The 16302-nt window shown below is 65.0% G+C and carries 16 protein-coding genes; 7 read left to right on the top strand and 9 right to left on the bottom strand.

The window, feature by feature from the left end:
* Position 1: 1 nt before the first annotated feature.
* From IPU70_RS18085 to IPU70_RS18095, 3 genes are read right to left on the bottom strand one after another with little or no spacing between them, the layout of a single operon-like run.
* Positions 2-532, bottom strand: coding sequence for a MaoC/PaaZ C-terminal domain-containing protein (locus IPU70_RS18085; RefSeq protein ID WP_207469135.1), 531 nt, complete (start codon positions 530-532; stop codon positions 2-4).
* Positions 532-1698 carry an acyl-CoA dehydrogenase family protein gene (locus IPU70_RS18090; protein WP_207469136.1) on the bottom strand — a complete coding sequence of 389 codons (1167 nt, stop codon included), beginning with the start codon at positions 1696-1698 and terminating at the stop codon, positions 532-534. Before IPU70_RS18090 ends, IPU70_RS18085 begins: the two co-directional genes overlap by 1 nt.
* A 42-nt stretch (positions 1699-1740) precedes the next feature.
* Positions 1741-2493 (bottom strand): SDR family NAD(P)-dependent oxidoreductase, encoded by a 753-nt coding sequence (locus IPU70_RS18095; RefSeq protein WP_207469137.1) that lies wholly within the window; start codon positions 2491-2493, stop codon positions 1741-1743.
* A 265-nt stretch (positions 2494-2758) separates the two neighbouring features.
* On the opposite strand from IPU70_RS18095, the gene IPU70_RS18100 reads away from it, so the two are divergent.
* The 5 genes from IPU70_RS18100 to IPU70_RS18120 are packed head-to-tail and all read left to right on the top strand — an operon-like array spanning position 2759 to position 9385.
* A complete protein-coding gene (locus tag IPU70_RS18100) occupies positions 2759-4861 on the top strand; it encodes an acetate--CoA ligase family protein (protein WP_207469138.1) in 2103 nt (700 codons plus the stop codon).
* 55 nt (positions 4862-4916) lie between these two features.
* A complete protein-coding gene (locus tag IPU70_RS18105; protein ID WP_207469139.1) occupies positions 4917-5897 on the top strand; it encodes a tripartite tricarboxylate transporter substrate binding protein in 981 nt (326 codons plus the stop codon).
* A 10-nt stretch (positions 5898-5907) separates the two neighbouring features.
* On the top strand, positions 5908-6969 hold the full coding sequence (locus IPU70_RS18110; protein WP_207469140.1) for a CaiB/BaiF CoA-transferase family protein: 1062 nt from the start codon (positions 5908-5910) through the stop codon (positions 6967-6969).
* Positions 6970-7596, top strand: coding sequence for a flavin reductase family protein (locus IPU70_RS18115; RefSeq protein ID WP_207469142.1), 627 nt, complete (start codon positions 6970-6972; stop codon positions 7594-7596). It begins immediately after the preceding gene.
* A gap of 7 nt (positions 7597-7603) precedes the next feature.
* Complete coding sequence (locus IPU70_RS18120) at positions 7604-9385, top strand: acyl-CoA dehydrogenase (RefSeq protein ID WP_207469144.1); 1782 nt, start codon at positions 7604-7606, stop codon at positions 9383-9385.
* Between the two features lie 4 nt (positions 9386-9389).
* Here the strand turns inward: IPU70_RS18120 and IPU70_RS18125 are convergent, their stop codons facing one another.
* The 6 genes from IPU70_RS18125 to IPU70_RS18150 all read right to left on the bottom strand — a co-directional run bounded on the left by IPU70_RS18125 (position 9390) and on the right by IPU70_RS18150 (position 14767).
* The gene (locus IPU70_RS18125) at positions 9390-10169 is read right to left on the bottom strand and encodes a fused MFS/spermidine synthase (protein ID WP_242702565.1); all 780 of its coding nucleotides are present in this window, start codon (positions 10167-10169) and stop codon (positions 9390-9392) included.
* 69 nt (positions 10170-10238) lie between these two features.
* Positions 10239-10658 carry a universal stress protein gene (locus IPU70_RS18130; RefSeq protein WP_207469146.1) on the bottom strand — a complete coding sequence of 140 codons (420 nt, stop codon included), beginning with the start codon at positions 10656-10658 and terminating at the stop codon, positions 10239-10241.
* A 23-nt stretch (positions 10659-10681) separates the two neighbouring features.
* Positions 10682-11665 (bottom strand): TerC family protein, encoded by a 984-nt coding sequence (locus IPU70_RS18135; protein ID WP_207469148.1) that lies wholly within the window; start codon positions 11663-11665, stop codon positions 10682-10684.
* 169 nt (positions 11666-11834) lie between these two features.
* Complete coding sequence (locus IPU70_RS18140) at positions 11835-12611, bottom strand: SDR family oxidoreductase (protein ID WP_207469150.1); 777 nt, start codon at positions 12609-12611, stop codon at positions 11835-11837.
* A gap of 12 nt (positions 12612-12623) precedes the next feature.
* Positions 12624-13538 carry a 3-keto-5-aminohexanoate cleavage protein gene (locus IPU70_RS18145; protein ID WP_207469152.1) on the bottom strand — a complete coding sequence of 305 codons (915 nt, stop codon included), beginning with the start codon at positions 13536-13538 and terminating at the stop codon, positions 12624-12626.
* 5 nt (positions 13539-13543) lie between these two features.
* On the bottom strand, positions 13544-14767 hold the full coding sequence (locus tag IPU70_RS18150) for an ABC transporter substrate-binding protein (RefSeq protein WP_371818985.1): 1224 nt from the start codon (positions 14765-14767) through the stop codon (positions 13544-13546).
* Between the two features lie 141 nt (positions 14768-14908).
* Between IPU70_RS18150 and IPU70_RS18155 the strand changes: the two genes are divergently transcribed.
* Together IPU70_RS18155 and IPU70_RS18160 are read left to right on the top strand one after the other, a co-directional pair.
* Positions 14909-15658, top strand: a complete 750-nt coding sequence (locus tag IPU70_RS18155; RefSeq protein WP_242702566.1) for a Crp/Fnr family transcriptional regulator — start codon at positions 14909-14911, stop codon at positions 15656-15658.
* A 132-nt stretch (positions 15659-15790) separates the two neighbouring features.
* Complete coding sequence (locus IPU70_RS18160) at positions 15791-16285, top strand: Ohr family peroxiredoxin (RefSeq protein ID WP_242702567.1); 495 nt, start codon at positions 15791-15793, stop codon at positions 16283-16285.
* The last annotated feature ends 17 nt before the right edge of the window (positions 16286-16302 follow it).

The raw sequence follows: 16302 nt of genomic DNA on the forward strand, positions 1-16302 counted from the left end.
TTCATTTCTCCACTATCTGTTCAATGGACTGCGACGCGCGGCAGGCGACCAGCATCCTCACGCTGCAGACGCATACCGTTTCCCCATGCTGATTAATGCCTTGCCGTTCGAACTCGACCACGCCCCGGCTGGTATCGCTGGCCAGGCGCCGGCCGGCCACCAGGATCCTGACCTTGATCGTGTCGCCGACAAACGTGGGCTTGGCGAAGCGATAGGACATCTCCAGCAGGCCCAGGATCGACGGTTCCAGGCACTGGTTCAGCACGGTGCGGGTGTTCAGGCCGGACATGATGGAGCCGACCAGCATGCCGTGCGCGATGCGCCGGCCGAATTTGCTTTGGCCCGCGTAGACCGCATCCGTATGCAGGCGGTTGTAGTCGCCGCTCAGGCCGGCGAAGGCGACGACGTCGGCTTCGGTGATGGTGCGCGCCGCGGTCTCGACCGCCAGGCCCGGCGGCAGGTCGTCCCAGTAATAGCGCAAGTCCGCCAGCGCGCCGGGCGCGGGCGTCTCGACTGCAATCTGCGCTGCCATCACTTCGCCGTCTCCGCCGCGTTGATCGCGGACAGGCCCAGCACCTCGCGGCCCACGATCAGCGTCTGCACTTCCGCCGTGCCTTCCGGTATCGTGCCGCCGCTGGTATCGCGGAAGATGCGCTCCAACGGGTATTCGGTCGAATAGCCCAGGCCGCCATGGACGCTCAGCGCAATCTTGGCGACTTCGTGCGCGGCTTCGGCGCCGTACAGTTTGGCGATGGAGCATTCGACGCGCGCGGGCAGGCCTTTCTGCACGGCCACGGCCGCCTTGTAGCCCAGCGCCCGCGCCGCTTCGGTGCGGACCATCATGTCGACGATATGCTTCTGCACGAGTTGGAATTCGCCGATGGGGCGGCCGAACTGGCGCCGGGTCTTGGCGTATTCAATGGACAGATCCAGTGCGGCCTGCGCCGCGCCCACGGCGCCCATTGCGATGTTCAGGCGGCCATAGTTCAGGCCTGTCAGCATGGTCTTGAGCGCAGTGCCCTCGGCGCCCAGCAGATTCTCCTTGGGTACGCGCACGCCGTCAAAACGCAGCTCGGCGGTGCCGGACGCTTTCAGGACCATTTTGTCGACCAGGCGCGCCTCGTAGGGCGACTGTTCGCGTTCGACCAGGAACAGCGAGAGCTTGCCGTCGCAGCCGGCGCTGAAGGTACGCGCCAGGACGATCGCGTAGTCGGCGTTGACCCCGTTGGTAATCCACAGCTTGCTGCCGTTCAGCACATAGTGGTCGCCCTGGTCTTCCGCCTTGAGCTCGATGCCGGCCACGTTGGAGCCGTGGTTGGGTTCGCTGATCGCCACGCAGACATTCTTGGCCGACGCCAGCACGGGCCGCAGGAATTTCTCTTTCTGGGCCGGCGTACCGTAGGCATTGACGAGGCGCAGGAAGATATTCGTGATGTTGAGGATGGTGCGCAACGATCCCCAGCAATACCCGGCCTCTTCGACCATCATCGCCCACGTGACGAAATCCAGGCCGAAGCCGCCGTCGTCCTCCGGAAGCAGTCCGCCGATGTAGCCGAATGGCGCCAGCCCCTCCAGCACGTCCGCAGGGATGCGCTTGTCGGCCTCGCAAGCGGCGATGCGCGGGCCCACCTCGGCCTTCATATAGCGCCTGATGCTGTCGCGCAGGGCCAGTTGATCGGTATCGAAATCAAAATCCATGTTGTCCTCCAGGCGGCCAATTCAAGATATGGGGTGTGCGTCTCAAGACGAAAAACGTCCGCCCGTCACGTACAGGGTGACGCCGGTGATGTAGCGGGCGCGCTCCGAAGCGATGAAGGCGACGGACGACGCGATATCGTCCGGCTGGCCCAGGAAGCCGACCGGATTCTTGGCCAATGCCGCATCTCGCAATGCCGGATAGGACGGCAGGGACTGGATCAGCTCGGTCTCGACGAAGCCGGGCGCGATGGCGTTGACGGTAATGCCGAACTTGGCCTGTTCCAGCGACAGGGCGCGGGTGAAGCCCACCAGGCCCAGCTTGGCGGTGGTGTAGTTGGTCTGGCCAGGGTTGCCGAACACAGAACGCGAGGCGATATTGATGATGCGCCCCCACTTGCGCTCCATCATGCCCGGCAGCACGGCGCGGGTGCAATGGAAGGCGCCTTTCAGGATGGTGTCGACCACCGAATCCCAATCGGACTCGGCCATCTTTCCCAGATACTTGTCGCGCGTGAAACCCGCGTTGTTGACCAGGATGTCGACGCCACCGTAGGCAGAAGCCGCAGCGTCCACCATGGCGGCGACGGCGTCGCGCTCACAGACGTCGCACTGGAGGCCGATCGCCTCGAGGCCCTCATCGCGCAGCCGCTGCGCCGTCGCCGCGGCGGTCTGGCCGTCGATGTCGGTGATCACGACGCGCGCTCCTTCTTCGGCCAGCACCCGCGCCGTCTGGGCGCCTATGCCGCGACCCGATCCGGTCACCAGCGCCACTTTTCCCGCAATTTTCAAATCCATGCGTAACTCTTTCCTGTGTGGATGGAACGGCCGGCGGCCGTGCGTGCCATCACGCAATTCCCCTGGGCGCGCCACCCCGTTCCGGGGCGGTGGCAACCCCTGCGGGAGGGCTTATTAAATTCATAATATCGTATAGAACAACGAGATGTCGAATTTATTTCCGATTGACCTATGCGGTATCTCGAATTAGTATCCGACCTGTTGTATTAATTGCACCATCAACCATTGCCAGGCGGGCATGCGCGACATGCCCGGAGGACCTCGAATGTTTTCAGACCTTGCCCCGCTGTTCGATCCCAGCTCCCTCGTCCTGATCGGCGCCTCGGACCGGCCCGCCAGCATCGGCCAGCGCGCCTTGACCAATATCGTCGAGCACTCCAGCTACACCGGCGAACTATTTCTGGTCAACGCCACCAAGGACACGGTCATGGGCAGGCGCGCGTATCGCTCGGTGATGGATCTGCCCTATGCGCCACAGACTGCGATCGTGGTCGTGCCGGCGCCGGCGGCGGTCAGCGTGCTGGCGGACTGCGGCCGCAAGGGTGTCAAGTTCGCCATCGTCCTGACCTCTGGCTTCGGCGAGACCGGCGAGGCGGGCCGCCAGCTCGAAGAACAGATGCGCGCCATCGTCCGCGAAACCGGCATCCGGATCTACGGACCGAACTGCCCCGGCATGAACAACAACAACCGCGGCCTGGGCTTCACGTTCTCGCCCGCTTTCCAGTACGACCGCATGCCCGGCCCGATCGGCCTGGTCACGCAGGGCGGCGGACTCGGCCGCACATTCCTGCAAGCCAGCGGCCGCGGCATCGGCATCGGCCTGTGGTGTTCGAGCGGCAACGAGGTCGACCTGACCGCCAGCGACTACATCAACCACATGGCCGCGATGCCCGAAATCAAAGTCATCGTCACGCTGCTGGAAGGCATCAACGACGCGCCCCGTTTCGCTGCCGCAGCGCTCAATGCCGCGCGCCAGGGCAAACCCATCGTGGCCCTGAAGGTCGGCAAGTCCGCCTACGGCGTCAAGGCCACGCAATCCCATACCGCCGCGCTGTCGGGCAGCGCGGACATCAACAGCGCCGCCTTCCGACAACTGGGGATCGTGGAGGTCGACGACATCGATGAACTGATCGATACCGCCGCGCTGCTGGCCCGCGGCGTGCCTGCGCGCGCCATTCGCACCGCCGTGTATTCGTTCTCGGGCGGCACCGTCGCGCTGGCTGCGGACATGCTGGGTTCCGCGGACCTGGCGCTCGCCGAGTTCGAACCGCGGACCCGCCAGGCCCTGGCGGAGCTGCTTCCCAGCTATGCGGCCATCGACAATCCCGTCGACACCACCGCGGAGATCCTGGTCCAGAGCGACATCAGCTACGGTTCGCTGCTGCGTGTGGCCCAGGACCCGAATGTGGACGTCGTGCTCTATCCCATTCCCATGGAATACGGCGACACGACACTGGCCGCCTGCCAGAACCTGGTCAAGGTGCAGGCCGAAGTCGATATCCCCATCGTGCCGGTCTGGATGAGCGACAAGCTGGGAACCGGCTACCAATGCCTGGTCGATGCAGGCATTGCACCCATCCGGACACTGGGCAAGGCCATCAAGGCGCTGGCGAAATGGAACGGCCATGGCGCATCCGCCCGCGCCTTCGATCCGGCATGGGAGCCCTCCATCATGCATGCGGCGCCCCAACGCGATACGCAGGCGCCGCAAGCCTACGCCGAGCGCGCCGCCAAGCAGTTGCTGAGCGAAGCCGGGGTCGCCGTGCCCTTCGGGCGCGTCTGCCGCACGGTCGATGACGCCGTGGCCGCGGCCGCGCAATGCGGCGGCCCGGTGGTGGCCAAGATCGTCAGCCCGCAGATCCTCCACAAGTCGGACATCGGCGGCGTCATCGTCGGACTGCGCACGGCCGAGGAAATCCGCAACGCATGGGAGCTGATCATGGCGCGGGCGCGCGAGGCGTATCCGCAGGCGGACATCGAAGGCATCCTGATCGAACAAATGATGGCGCAACGCGGCGTGGAAACCCTGGTCGGCGTGCACCGCGACGACCTGTTCGGCCATGTCCTGACCTTCGGCCTGGGCGGCGTCTATGTCGAGGTCTTCAGGGACGTGAGCCGCCGCCTCTTGCCGCTCACGCCCGCCGACGCGCGCGCCATGATCGCGGAGACCCGCTGCCATCAGCTGCTTGCCGGGTGCCGAGGCCAGGCGCCTGCCGATATCGGCGCCCTGGAAAAACTGCTGCTGGCCGTGTCCGACTTCGTGACGCGCGGCCCCTATGAGGTCCAGGAACTTGATCTGAATCCCGTGCTGGTCAGCCCGGACGGCGCCGTCGCGCTGGACGCCGTGCTGATCGCATCCGCGCGATAGCGCACTTCAACATCCGCCGCTCCAGATGGCGGACCCATACAACAGGAGACTACCCATGTTCAACAAGCTCTTCGGACCCGCGGCGGGCGTGCTCGCCGCCGCCATGGCGCTCGCGCCGCTCAACGCCTCGGCCGACGCCGCCTTTCCGGACCGCCCGATACGGTTCATCGTCCCGTTCACCGCCGGCGGCATCACGGACAATGTGGCGCGCACGGTCGGCGCCCGCGCCTCCGAACTGCTGGGGCAGCCCATCATCGTCGAGAATCGCGCCGGAGCGGGCGGCAACATCGGCGCGGAATACGCGGCCAACAGCAAGCCGGACGGCTATACGATCTTTCTCGGCACCCAAGGCACCCAGGTCACCAATCCCCTGATCTACAAGAACGCCAGCAAGCCTGACAAGGCCCTGGTCGCCGTGCAGGGGCTGACGGCCATTCCCAATATCCTTGTCGTCAACGAATCCCGCCCGTACAACACGCTGGAGAAGCTCGTCGCCTATGCCAAGGCCAATCCGGGCAAGCTCAACACGTCCAGCGCCGGCGCCGGCACCGGCACGCACCTTGCGGCCGAACTGTTCCAGTCCGTCGCTGGCGTGAAATTCAGCCATATCCCGTTCAAGGGCAGCGCGCCTTCGATCACCGCGCTGATCGGCGGCCAGGTCGACATTTCCTTCGACTACCCGGTCTCGACCGAATCCTTCATCAAGAGCGGCAAGATCCGCGCGCTCGCCGTCACCGGAGAAGCCAGGCTGCCGTCCTTCCCCGAAGTGCCCACGCTCGCGGAACTCGGCTATCCGGGCGCCACCTCCGTGTCCTGGATGGGCCTCTTCGTGCCCGCCGACACGCCCGCGCAAGTGAGCGCCAAACTCGAAAAGGCGTTCGCCCAGGCCATCGACGATCCGCAGATCGCTTCGCGCCTGATCGCCTTCGGCGGCGTGCCGTTGAAGAAATCCGGCGTGGATTTCTCCTCTTTCGTGAAGGACGAATCCGTCAAGTGGGGCAATGTGGTCAAGGAAGCCAAGGTGCAGCTGGACTAGGAGCCTTGCCATGCCTCACCCGCACCCTCTTCCCCTTTCCGGCATCGCGGTTGCCGACTTTTCCGAACTGCTGCCAGGGCCGTTCCTGACCCAGAACCTTCTGGAACTGGGCGCCGCCGTCACAAAGATCGAGCGCCCTCCGCACGGCGACAACGCGCGCCGGCTCTACCCCGGCGTGTTCGATGCCGTCAACCGCGACAAGCCATGCGTCATGCTTGATCTCAAGCAGCCGGCAGGTGTGCAGGCGGCCCGCGAAATCATCGCGCGCAGCGATGTCCTGGTCGAGGGATTCCGTCCGGGCGTCATGGCGCGTCTGGGCCTGGGCCATGACGAGGCCGCCGCCATCAATCCCGGGCTGGTCTACGTGTCGTTGAGCGGCTACGGCCAGCACGGCCCCAATGCGCAGCGGCCAGGCCATGACATCAACTATCTCGCCACGGCGGGCGCATTGGCGCTGGCGGGCAGCGATCCCGCCATGCCTGCGCCAGGAGCCGGCCTGCCCGTCGCCGACCTTTGCGGCGCCATGTATGCCTTGTCCAGCATCTTGGCGGCGTTGATGCAGCGCCAGCATACGGGCCGCGGGCAACATCTGGACGTGTCGCTGACGGACTGCGTGGCCCACTGGATGAATCCGCGCCTGGGCCAGTTCTCCTCGGCCGGACTCGCCAGCCTGGCCGCGCAGCGCCAGGACGTGTTGAACAAGCCCGCCTATGGCGTGTTCCGCACGCGCGATGGCGCCTGCGTCGCGATTGCGGCGCTGGAGGACCACTTCTGGCTGCGCCTGGTGCAAGCCTTTGCCTTGGACCTGAGCATTGCGGAAACCTCGTCCTATCACCAGCGCGTAACGCTGGCCACGGACCTCAACCACGCGATCGCCGGACACGTGGCCGGCCTGGATGCGCCGGACATCATCGCCCGCCTGGAGGCCGCGGACGTGCCGGTATCGCTGGTGGAAGAGCCCCTGGCGCTGCGCGACACACCCCATGCGCGCGCCCGCGGTCTCTTCGACGGCCATGCCGAGGCGCGGTACGTCCGCTACCCGGTACGGCTGGCCCACATGAACGAGGGTTGAATGGCCGCGCACATCGGCCTGGACGCGGCAAAGCTGAGCGCGCGCGAGACCTACCGGCTGCTGACCTCCTGTCTCGTACCCCGGCCCATCGCCTGGGTATCCAGCATGGACGCGATGGGCCGGGGCAATCTGGCCCCCTTCAGCTTCTACACCATGGTGTCGACGGAACCGCCGCTGATCGCCCTGAGCATCAGCCAGCACCAGGGCCAGGATAAGGACACTTCGGCCAACATCCTGGAAACGGGAGACTTCGTCGTCAACTTCGTCACGCTGGAACAGCTTGCCCCCATGCACGCGTCCTCGGGCCGCTACCCGGCGGATGTCGACGAGGCCGCGCTGCTGGGCGTGGACATGGTCGCAAGCACGCGGGTCAGACCGCGTGGCGTCGCGCGCAGCCCCATCCGGCTCGAATGCAAGCTGGCGCAGGCGCTCACCTTCGGCATCCAGTCCGCACGCCTGCTGGTGGGCGAGGTCATCCATTTCAGCATCGCCGAGCACTGCATGAGCGATGGCCGCATCGATGGTTCGCTGCTCGACCCTGCCTGCCGCCTTGGCGGCCCCTGGTATGCGGGCCTGGGCCCCAGAATCTCTGCCGGCCCGGCGCAGTCACTCTCCACTTCTGAATAGGCACTCCATGAGCCAGTATCAAGCGCCATTGCATGACATCGACTTCCTCACGACCGCGGTGTTTCCCCTGGACCCGCATCTACAGCGCTGCGGCTCCGCGCTGGACGCCGGGCTGGCGCGCTCCGTCGTGCTCGAAGCCGGGAAATTCGCGCAAGGCTTGCTGGATCCCCTCAATCGCATCGGCGATCAGCAGGGCTGCCGCCTGCATGAAGGCGGCGTTTCCACGCCCGTCGGGTTCCAGCAGGCCTACCGCGCCTTCTGCGAAGGCGGATGGAATGGCTTGCGCCAACCCGAACAATACGGCGGCCAGGGGCTTTCCTGCGTGCTGTCCACCCTGACCGAAGAGATCTGGCACGCCTGCAACCCCAGCTTCGCCCTCTGCGCCATGCTGACCGGCGGCGCCATCGAAACCCTCCTGCATGCGGCGTCCCCGGCCTTGAAGGACCAGTTGCTGCCCCGGCTGATCAGCGGTGAATGGACCGGCACCATGAATTTGACGGAACCTGCGGCAGGCTCGGACCTTGGGGCCGTGCGCACCCGGGCAATCCCGCTGGAGGACGGATCCTATGCGATATCCGGCCAGAAGATCTTCATCACCTACGGCGACCATGACCTCGCGTCCAACATCATCCATCTGGTGCTGGCCCGCACGCCCGATGCGCCTTCCGGCGCAAAAGGCCTGTCGCTGTTCGCCGTGCCCAAATACCTGATCCAGGACGGCGGCTCGCCGGGCGCGCGCAACGATGTGCACTGCACGGCCCTGGAGCACAAACTGGGCATCCATGCCAGCCCCACCGCGGTCATGCAGTTCGGCGCCGGGCAGGGCGCCACCGGCTACCTGGTCGGCGAGCTGAACCAGGGCCTGATGCACATGTTCGTCATGATGAACGAAGCCCGCTGCGCCGTCGGCAACCAGGGCCTGGCCGTTGCCGAACGCGCTTTCCAGCATGCGGTCTGGTATGCGCGGGAACGCAGCCAGGGCAAGGTCGTCGGCGAAGAGGGCGCGGCGCTTCCCATCTTGCGCCACCCGGACGTACGCCGCCTGCTGCTTTCCATGAAGACCCGAATTGAATCGATGCGCGCGCTGGGCATGTACCTATCGATGCAGAGGGATCTGGCCCATGCCGGCGCGGACCTCGAAGTCCGCAGCCGCGCCCAGGCCCGCGTCGATCTGCTGATACCCGTCATGAAAGGCTGGTTCACCGAGACCGCCCAACGGATCACGTATGACGCGGTCCAGGTCTTCGGCGGCATGGGCTTCATCGAGGAAACCGGCGCGGCCCAGTACTACCGGGATGCGCGCATCCTGACCATCTACGAAGGCACCACCGCGATCCAGGCCAACGACCTGCTGGGCCGCAAGACGATCCGGGACGGCGGCGCGCAAGCCACGCTGCTACTCGATGAGATGTCCCACCTGGCCGAGGCGATGCTGGCGGGCGCGGCGCCGGCCCGCGAGTTCGGCCGCAGTCTGCGGCAGGGCTGCGCGCATTTGCGCGAAGCCATCGCGTGGCTGCTGGAACGCCATGCCGCCGATCCGCGCGCCACCCATGCGGGCGCCGTGTCCTATCTTGAGCTCTGGGGCCTGGTGGCGGGCGCCTGGATGCAAGGGCTGCGCCTGCGCGCAGCGCTGGACGGCGGGGCCGACGGCGCCGCGCTGCAGGCAATCCAGGCCAGCGCCCAGTTCTATGCAGGCAATCTACTGGTCCAGTCCGGCGCCTTGCGGCAGGCCATCAGCACAGGCGGCTCCAGCATTGACGCCTTTCCCGACGCCTGCTGGTCCACTTAGAGTGCTATCTCTGCACCAGCGTCGCGCCGATCACCTTCATCGTCGGCATCAGTTGGCGCCAGGCGTCCTTGGGCATGGACGCCGGCCGCCGCAGCTGCGCCGCGGCGGGATCGTCCAGCAGATCGCCCTTGCAGGCGAAGACGATGCTGTTGGTCATGTCGTCGTCCACCACTTCGAACATGGATGCGCCGAACGATGCACGCACCCGGTCCATGTATTCGTGATGGTCCGGGTGGTTCACATGGAAGTTGATCACCAGGATGCCGTCCTCGCGCAAGGCCCTGAAACAGTCGGCGTAGAACTCAGCCGAACATAGCGGGCCGGGAATCCCGCCTACGCCGAACCCGTCCAGGAATATCACGTCGGCATGGTCCGACAGTCCGCGCATGTGTTCGGCCGCGTCGGCCTGGATCACGCGGAACCGTTCCCCGTCGCGCGGCACCATGAACGCGTCACGCAGGGCGATCACGGCGGGGTCGATCTCGACCACTTCGACAGCGCTGCCCGACAGATAGCGATGGCAGAACTTGGGCAGCGAGCCGCCGCCCAGCCCCACCATCAAGATACGGTCTGGATCCGGATTGAAGAGCACGAAGCCCATCATCATCCGCGTGTACTCCAGCTCCAGCGCGTCGGGATTGAGCGTGGACATGCTGCTCTGGATTTCCTGCTGCGTGAAATGCAGGGTGCGCCGGGTGCCGGAATTCTGGACAAAGGGGCGCAGGTGCGCCGCCGGCGCGCCGGCAGGCTGGGTATCGGAAGGATTGTGAACGTCGTCGGGCATGAAACACTGCGTATTGCGGAGAAACACGCAGAAGATACCACTGCCCGGCCCGGCGACGCCCGCCGCCCCTCAGACCAGCAGCACCGGGCAGGGCGCATGGGCGATGACCCGCGCGCACACCGACCCCAGCAGGGCGTCCAGAAACGGCGCCCGATGGTGCGAGCCCATCACGATGGCCGTGGCGCCGACCTTGATCGCATGCGCCACGATCTTGTCCGGCGTGTGTCCCGTGAGCTCATGGCATTCGAAGCTGACATTCCCCGCGCGCAGAATGTCGACCACGGACTTCATTGCCTTGTCGCTCTCTTCGTGATGCCAGGCGTCGATGTCGGCCTGACCGATGAAGGCTTTGACATCGCCAGTCACGTCGGCCTCGCAATGCAATACATGCACCGTGAAATCCCGGTTCAGCAACGGCCCTTCGACCAGATAGCGCGCCGCGGCGTCGCTGTGGCTGGACCCATCGGTGGCAAGAATGATCGTGTTCATGACAGATCTCCGGTTCGTGGGACTCAGCCCTTGGGACCCGCGGCCTTGGCCGCGGCCCGTCTGGGCAGGAACATGCTGGCGCCCACGGATGCCAGCAGGATCAGGCCTACCGCTACTAGCGACCACTGCACCGGCACATGGAACCATGGCGCGGCCAGCATCTTGCCGCCGATGATGATGAGCACCGCGGCAAGTCCGTGCTTGAGGTAGCGGAAACGCTCCCGCATGTCGGCCAGCAGGAAATACAGCGCCCGCAGGCCCATGATGGCAAAGATATTGGAGGTAAAGACCAGGAACGGGTCGGTGGTGACGGCGAAGATGGCGGGGATGCTGTCGACCGCGAACACAACGTCGCTCGCCTCTATCATCAGCAGCACGACAAACATGGGCGTGGCATGCCGCAGGCCGCCAATGCGCACGAAGAATGACTCGCCGTGGTAGTCCTTGGTAATGCGCATGGAAGACCGCAGCATGCGCACCAGCGGATTGCGGGCGATATCAGGCTGATGATCCGCCCGGGCCAGCATCCTGGCGCCGGTTACCACCAGCAGCAAGCCGAACACGTAAAACAGCCAGTCGAAGCGCGACAGCAGCCATACGCCGGCGAGTATCATGCAGACCCGCATCACGATGGCGCCCAGCACGCCATACAGCAGCACCCGGCGCTGCAATTCCAGCGGCACCACGAAGTAGCCGAAGATCAGCGAAAAGACGAACATATTGTCCACGGACAGGGACAGTTCGATCAGATAGCCGGTGTAGAACTCCAGCGTCTTGCGGTGCGCAACGGCCCGCCCCAGGGTGGTATCCAGATACCACCACATCAAGGCGCCGAACAAGGCGGCCAGCGCCATCCATACGCCCACCCAGAACAGGGCTTCGCGGGGCCGCACGCGATGCGCATGCCGCCCGCCCAGCACGTAAAGATCCAGTGCCAGCACGACCAGCACAAACCCGACGAACCCTACCCACATCGGCAGGGTGGCAAAGGTCTCGACCTGAGTCATCAGGACCTCCCGCCGTCGCTGCAAGACCGCTATGCGACGGCCAGCGGTACACAATGCATGTACGAGTCCAGTCTAGAACTTCCGGACACGGCGAACAATTCGCCTGGATCGAACCGACGCTCAGGTTTTTTGGAACCATCGCCGACGGTTCGCCAGGGGCGTTGGCGCCTCAGCCCAGATACTCCACATTGCCGCAGACGGAGATGCTCTGGCCGCTGATGATGGCGCCCTCGTCGGAACAAAGGTAGGCCACCTGATTGGCGATGTCCTGCGGACTGGTCATGCGGCGCAACGACACCTTGTCCACCAGCTGCTCGCGCATCGCATCGTTGCTCACGCCGCTGGCGGCGGCGCGGGCGGCGATGATCCGTTCGACCCGGTCGCCCGAGACGACGCCCGGCAGCACGGAATTGACGCGGATGTTCGACGGCCCCAGTTCCATGGCCCAGGTCTGCGTCAGGCCAGCCAGGCCGAATTTGCTGGCGCTGTAGGGCGTGCGCAGCGAAAAGCCCAGGCGCCCCGCGACAGACGAGATATTGACGATGGCGCCACCCCCAGCCGCGCGCAGCAGCGGCACCGCGCTGCGCGCGCACAGGAAGGTTCCGGTCAGATTGACGTCCAGCGTGCGTTGCCACGCGTCCAGCGTGGTTTCCTCCAGCCGGTTGGTCGGACCGGACACCCCCGCATTGTTGACGAGGGCGTCGAGCTTGCCCCATTTCTCCGTCAGCTCGCCGAACATGGCCTGGACTTGCGCTTCGCTGGACACGTCCGTCAGGCTGACGCCCAGACGGGGATGCTCGGCAGCGGCGGCCTTGCATGCGGCCTCATCCACGTCGCAGACATGCACCTCGGCGCCCGCCTCCAGAAACCTGCGCGCGATCACCAAACCTATCCCTTGCGCGCCCGCGGTGATGAGGACGCGTTTACCTTGCAGTGAATTGCTCATGGCGTTTCCTTGTCAGAGCGCGAATTCGGGCCGGATTCCGCTTTTGAGCGGCAGGCCCAGGATCTCGCGCGCTTCCGCGGGCGTGGCAGGCTCCATGTCCATTTCGCGGATGATGCGCACAACCCGCTCGGTCAGCTGGACGTTGGTGGCCAGCTCTCCGTGGCGGTAGTACAGGTTGTCCTCCAGGCCGACCCGCGCATGGCCGCCCAGCAACAGGGCGGCGATATTGGCCTCCAGCTGCGCCGGCCCGATGCCGCTGACGCAGAAGATGCTGTTTTTGGGCAGCAGGTCCACCATCATCTGCAGGTGCCGTACCGAAAACGGCATGGCGTTCTGGAAATTGCGATGCACATTCATGACCAGGTTGATGAAATGGGGGCCTTCGTCCAACCCCTCTTCGATCAGCGTCGTGGCATCTTGCAGGATGTGCGTGGGGCTGAAGACCTCCCATTCTGGCTTAATGCCGCGCGCCTGCATGCCGGCGGCCAGTTCGCGGGCCTTGCTAAGCGGCGTGTTCATCAGGTATTCGCGGTCGCCGAACGCGAGGTTCAAGGTCGTGGCGTCCAGCGTGCACATCTCGGCGCCAGCGTCCATGCCCTTGAGCCGCTCTTCCCACAGGATCTCCCATGTGCCCGGCGTGGTCTCCTTGACCATGTCGCCATGCACCCCGCCGCCGGTGGAGTTGTTCAGCACGATATCGCAGCGGTCACGGATGAGCCGGTTCATTTCCCGGTACACCGAGGCGTCGCAGGTCGCCTGGTCGTCGGGACGGCGCGCGTGCAGCGCCACCACGCTGGCGCCGGCGTTATAGCAGCGGTATACGTCCTCCGCGATCTCCAGCGGCTGGGTGGGCAGGTGCGGGTTCTGGCTCTTGAATGCCATGCCCCCGGTCGGGGCAATCGTGACGATGACTTTACGTTTGCTCATGAGGTTCACTTCCAGAGCGCGCAGCGGCTCTCTTCCTTGGTGGTGAAGGCCTGGTTGCCGTCAATGGTCTGCACGACATTGAAATAGTCCCAGGGCTCCTTGGACTGTTCCGGCGTCTTGACTTGCAGCAGGTACATGTCGTGCACGACCCGCCCGTCCGGCCGCACCACGCCGTTCTTGATGTAGACGTCGTTCAGCTTGTTTTCGCGCAGATAGGCCAGCACGCGGTCGGCGTCGTCAGTGCCCGTGGCCTTGACCGCCCGCAGGTATTGCAGCGCCGCAGAGTAATCGGCCGCCTGTAGCGAGGAAGGCATGGCCTTACGCCGCTCGAAGAAAGCGCGGCCCCAGGCGCGGGTTTCGTCCGACGTATTCCAGTACCAGCTGTCCGTCAGGTACATGCCTTGCGAAGCCGGCAGCCCCATGGCATGGACGTCGTTGATGAACATGATCAGCCCCGCCAGGCGCATGGTCTTGGTGATGCCGAATTCATTGGCGGCCTTGATCGAGTTCGTGGCGTCCGCGCCGGCGTTGGCCAAGGCGAGGATATCCGCCTTGCTGCTTTGCGCCTGCAACAGGAAGGACGAAAAGTCGCTGGCCGCCAGTGGGTGCCTGACCGATCCGACGACGGTGCCGCCGCCGGCCTCGACCACCTTCGTCGTGTCCGCCTGCAAGGCATTGCCGAACGCGTAATCCGCGGTCAGGAAGTACCATTTCTTGCCGCCTGCCTTGACCACCGCCGCGCCGGTGCCGCGCGCCTGGGCCACGGTGTCGTAGGCGTAGTTCAAGGTATAGGGCGTGCACTGCTCATTGGTCAGCGCCGGCGCGCCCGCGCCCACCACGATGATGGGCCGCTTCTTGTCGGCCGCCACTTTGGACATGGCCAGCGCCGTGCTGGAATTGGTGCCGCCGATCAGCATGTCCAGGCCCGCCTGGTCAAACCATTCGCGCGCCTTGGCCGAGGCGATGTCCGCCTTGTTCTGGTGATCGGCCGTCAGCAGCTCGATCTTCTTGCCGTTGATCTCGCCGCCCATCTCCTGGATCGCCATCTTGATGGCCTCGGCGCCACCAGGGCCATCCGGCCCCGAGTACACGCCGGACATGTCGGTGATGAAGCCGATTCGAATAACATCGTCAGAAATCTGCGCCTGGGCCGCAGGGGCGTGCAGCAGCGACACGGCCAGACCGCAGGCCAGGGCGCTGCGGCACATCATGCCTTGCATGGGCAACATGCTTGTCTCCTCTTGTGGGTTTTGGCGTCGGGAACCTCGGCTATTCTGGTGCTGGGCCCCGGCGGCGGACAGTCATCATGGTGACAAAGCGGCCTAGGGTTTACCTGAGCGGCAACACAAGAGCGACGAAGGAGGAAGACGATGCGCGAACCGCCAGCCGATGCCGGCAACGAACGCTTGAGCGCGACGCGGCGGCGCGCGCAGGGCGCCGTGGACAAGATGCTCGACGTGGTTCCTTGGTACAAGGGCTTGCCGGAACTCGAACGCACCATGATCCGCGCGGAACTGCGAGTCGTATCGCTGGCGGCCGGCGAATTCCTGTTCCGGGCGGGCAGCCGTTCGCCGGGATGGTATGGCGTGGTACAGGGCTTGGTGAAGTGGTCCTCGCCCGGCGCCGACGGCAAGACGCTGTCCCTGGCCGGATTCAGCACCGGCAGCTGGTTCGGCGAAGCCACCATGATCCGCCGCGAGCGGTTTGAATACGAGGTGGTCGCCCTCAGGCCCAGCCAGATCGTGATACTGCCGCGCGAAACCTGTGAACGCCTGTGGAACCACAACATCGAATTCACCAAGGCGCTCATGACGCACCTGGCGCAGCGGGTGGACTGGCTGATGCGCAGCTTCACTTCCAATGTGCTGCTGGACGTCGACACGACGGTTGCGCGCGCCGTCGCCGCGCAATTCAACGCGGAAAGGCATTCCGGCACGAATGGGCGCCTCAAGGTTTCCCAAGAAGAAATCGCAGGCCTGTGCGGCATTTCGCGGCAACGCTGCAATGCGGCGCTTGCCAGGCTCGCCCGAGCGGGCGTGTTGGAAACCTACTATGGCGGGCTGGCCATCCTCGACGTGGACGAGTTGCACAGGCTGGCCGACATCAAGCAGAGCACTTAACAAACCGGACCCAGCGGTATAAGAAAAGATGCCGCACAGAACAGAAATTCTGTCTTTTCGCGCGATGGGGACGACTCTATAGTTGCCGCGGCTAAAACAACAAGCCAGCTTTCCGCACCTGAGGAGTCCGCCATGAAAACCCCGTCCGCGCCCCCCGTTTCGCTCCTGGATCCCTATGTCGGCACAGACGATCTACCTCTGTACACGACTACCGTCTCCGTGACCGGCGGCGCGTCCGGACATGGCCGCTCGTCCGGCAAGGCCGTCTCCAATGACGGCGAACTGGAGCTCGAGCTCAGGCTGCCCAAGGAGCTGGGCGGCAATGGCGGCGGCACCAATCCCGAGCAATTGTTCGCGGCGGGATTTGCCGCGTGCTTCCATGGCGCCATGAAGCTGGTCGCGACGAAGAACCGCATTGCGCTGCCGGCCGATTTCGCCGTGCACTGCACCACCACCTTCGCGCGCGATGCGTTTGACGGCCTGTTCTCCATCAAGGCCAGACTGGAAATTTCCCTGCCGGGACTGGCCAAGGACATGGCATTGGCGCTGGTCCACGAGACCGAGTCGATCTGCCCGTATTCCAAGATGGCGGATCAGGGCATCGCGTCGTCGGTGCATCTCAGCTGAACGGCCGCAGGCATTCC

The sequence above is a fragment of the Achromobacter sp. SD115 genome (genome assembly GCF_017355315.1).
In the GTDB taxonomy this organism is placed as follows: domain Bacteria; phylum Pseudomonadota; class Gammaproteobacteria; order Burkholderiales; family Burkholderiaceae_B; genus Achromobacter; species Achromobacter xylosoxidans_B.

What these genes read in the sequence shown, in the direction of transcription:
- IPU70_RS18085 (WP_207469135.1), bottom strand. Translation starts at nt 532, where the DNA reads ATGGCAGCGCAGATTGCAGTCGAGACGCCCGCGCCCGGCGCGCTGGCG.
- IPU70_RS18090 (WP_207469136.1), bottom strand. Translation starts at nt 1,698, where the DNA reads ATGGATTTTGATTTCGATACCGATCAACTGGCCCTGCGCGACAGCATC.
- IPU70_RS18095 (WP_207469137.1), bottom strand. Translation starts at nt 2,493, where the DNA reads ATGGATTTGAAAATTGCGGGAAAAGTGGCGCTGGTGACCGGATCGGGT.
- IPU70_RS18100 (WP_207469138.1), top strand. Translation starts at nt 2,759, where the DNA reads ATGTTTTCAGACCTTGCCCCGCTGTTCGATCCCAGCTCCCTCGTCCTG.
- IPU70_RS18105 (WP_207469139.1), top strand. Translation starts at nt 4,917, where the DNA reads ATGTTCAACAAGCTCTTCGGACCCGCGGCGGGCGTGCTCGCCGCCGCC.
- IPU70_RS18110 (WP_207469140.1), top strand. Translation starts at nt 5,908, where the DNA reads ATGCCTCACCCGCACCCTCTTCCCCTTTCCGGCATCGCGGTTGCCGAC.
- IPU70_RS18115 (WP_207469142.1), top strand. Translation starts at nt 6,970, where the DNA reads ATGGCCGCGCACATCGGCCTGGACGCGGCAAAGCTGAGCGCGCGCGAG.
- IPU70_RS18120 (WP_207469144.1), top strand. Translation starts at nt 7,604, where the DNA reads ATGAGCCAGTATCAAGCGCCATTGCATGACATCGACTTCCTCACGACC.
- IPU70_RS18125 (WP_242702565.1), bottom strand. Translation starts at nt 10,169, where the DNA reads ATGCCCGACGACGTTCACAATCCTTCCGATACCCAGCCTGCCGGCGCG.
- IPU70_RS18130 (WP_207469146.1), bottom strand. Translation starts at nt 10,658, where the DNA reads ATGAACACGATCATTCTTGCCACCGATGGGTCCAGCCACAGCGACGCC.
- IPU70_RS18135 (WP_207469148.1), bottom strand. Translation starts at nt 11,665, where the DNA reads ATGACTCAGGTCGAGACCTTTGCCACCCTGCCGATGTGGGTAGGGTTC.
- IPU70_RS18140 (WP_207469150.1), bottom strand. Translation starts at nt 12,611, where the DNA reads ATGAGCAATTCACTGCAAGGTAAACGCGTCCTCATCACCGCGGGCGCG.
- IPU70_RS18145 (WP_207469152.1), bottom strand. Translation starts at nt 13,538, where the DNA reads ATGAGCAAACGTAAAGTCATCGTCACGATTGCCCCGACCGGGGGCATG.
- IPU70_RS18150 (WP_371818985.1), bottom strand. Translation starts at nt 14,767, where the DNA reads ATGTTGCCCATGCAAGGCATGATGTGCCGCAGCGCCCTGGCCTGCGGT.
- IPU70_RS18155 (WP_242702566.1), top strand. Translation starts at nt 14,909, where the DNA reads ATGCGCGAACCGCCAGCCGATGCCGGCAACGAACGCTTGAGCGCGACG.
- IPU70_RS18160 (WP_242702567.1), top strand. Translation starts at nt 15,791, where the DNA reads ATGAAAACCCCGTCCGCGCCCCCCGTTTCGCTCCTGGATCCCTATGTC.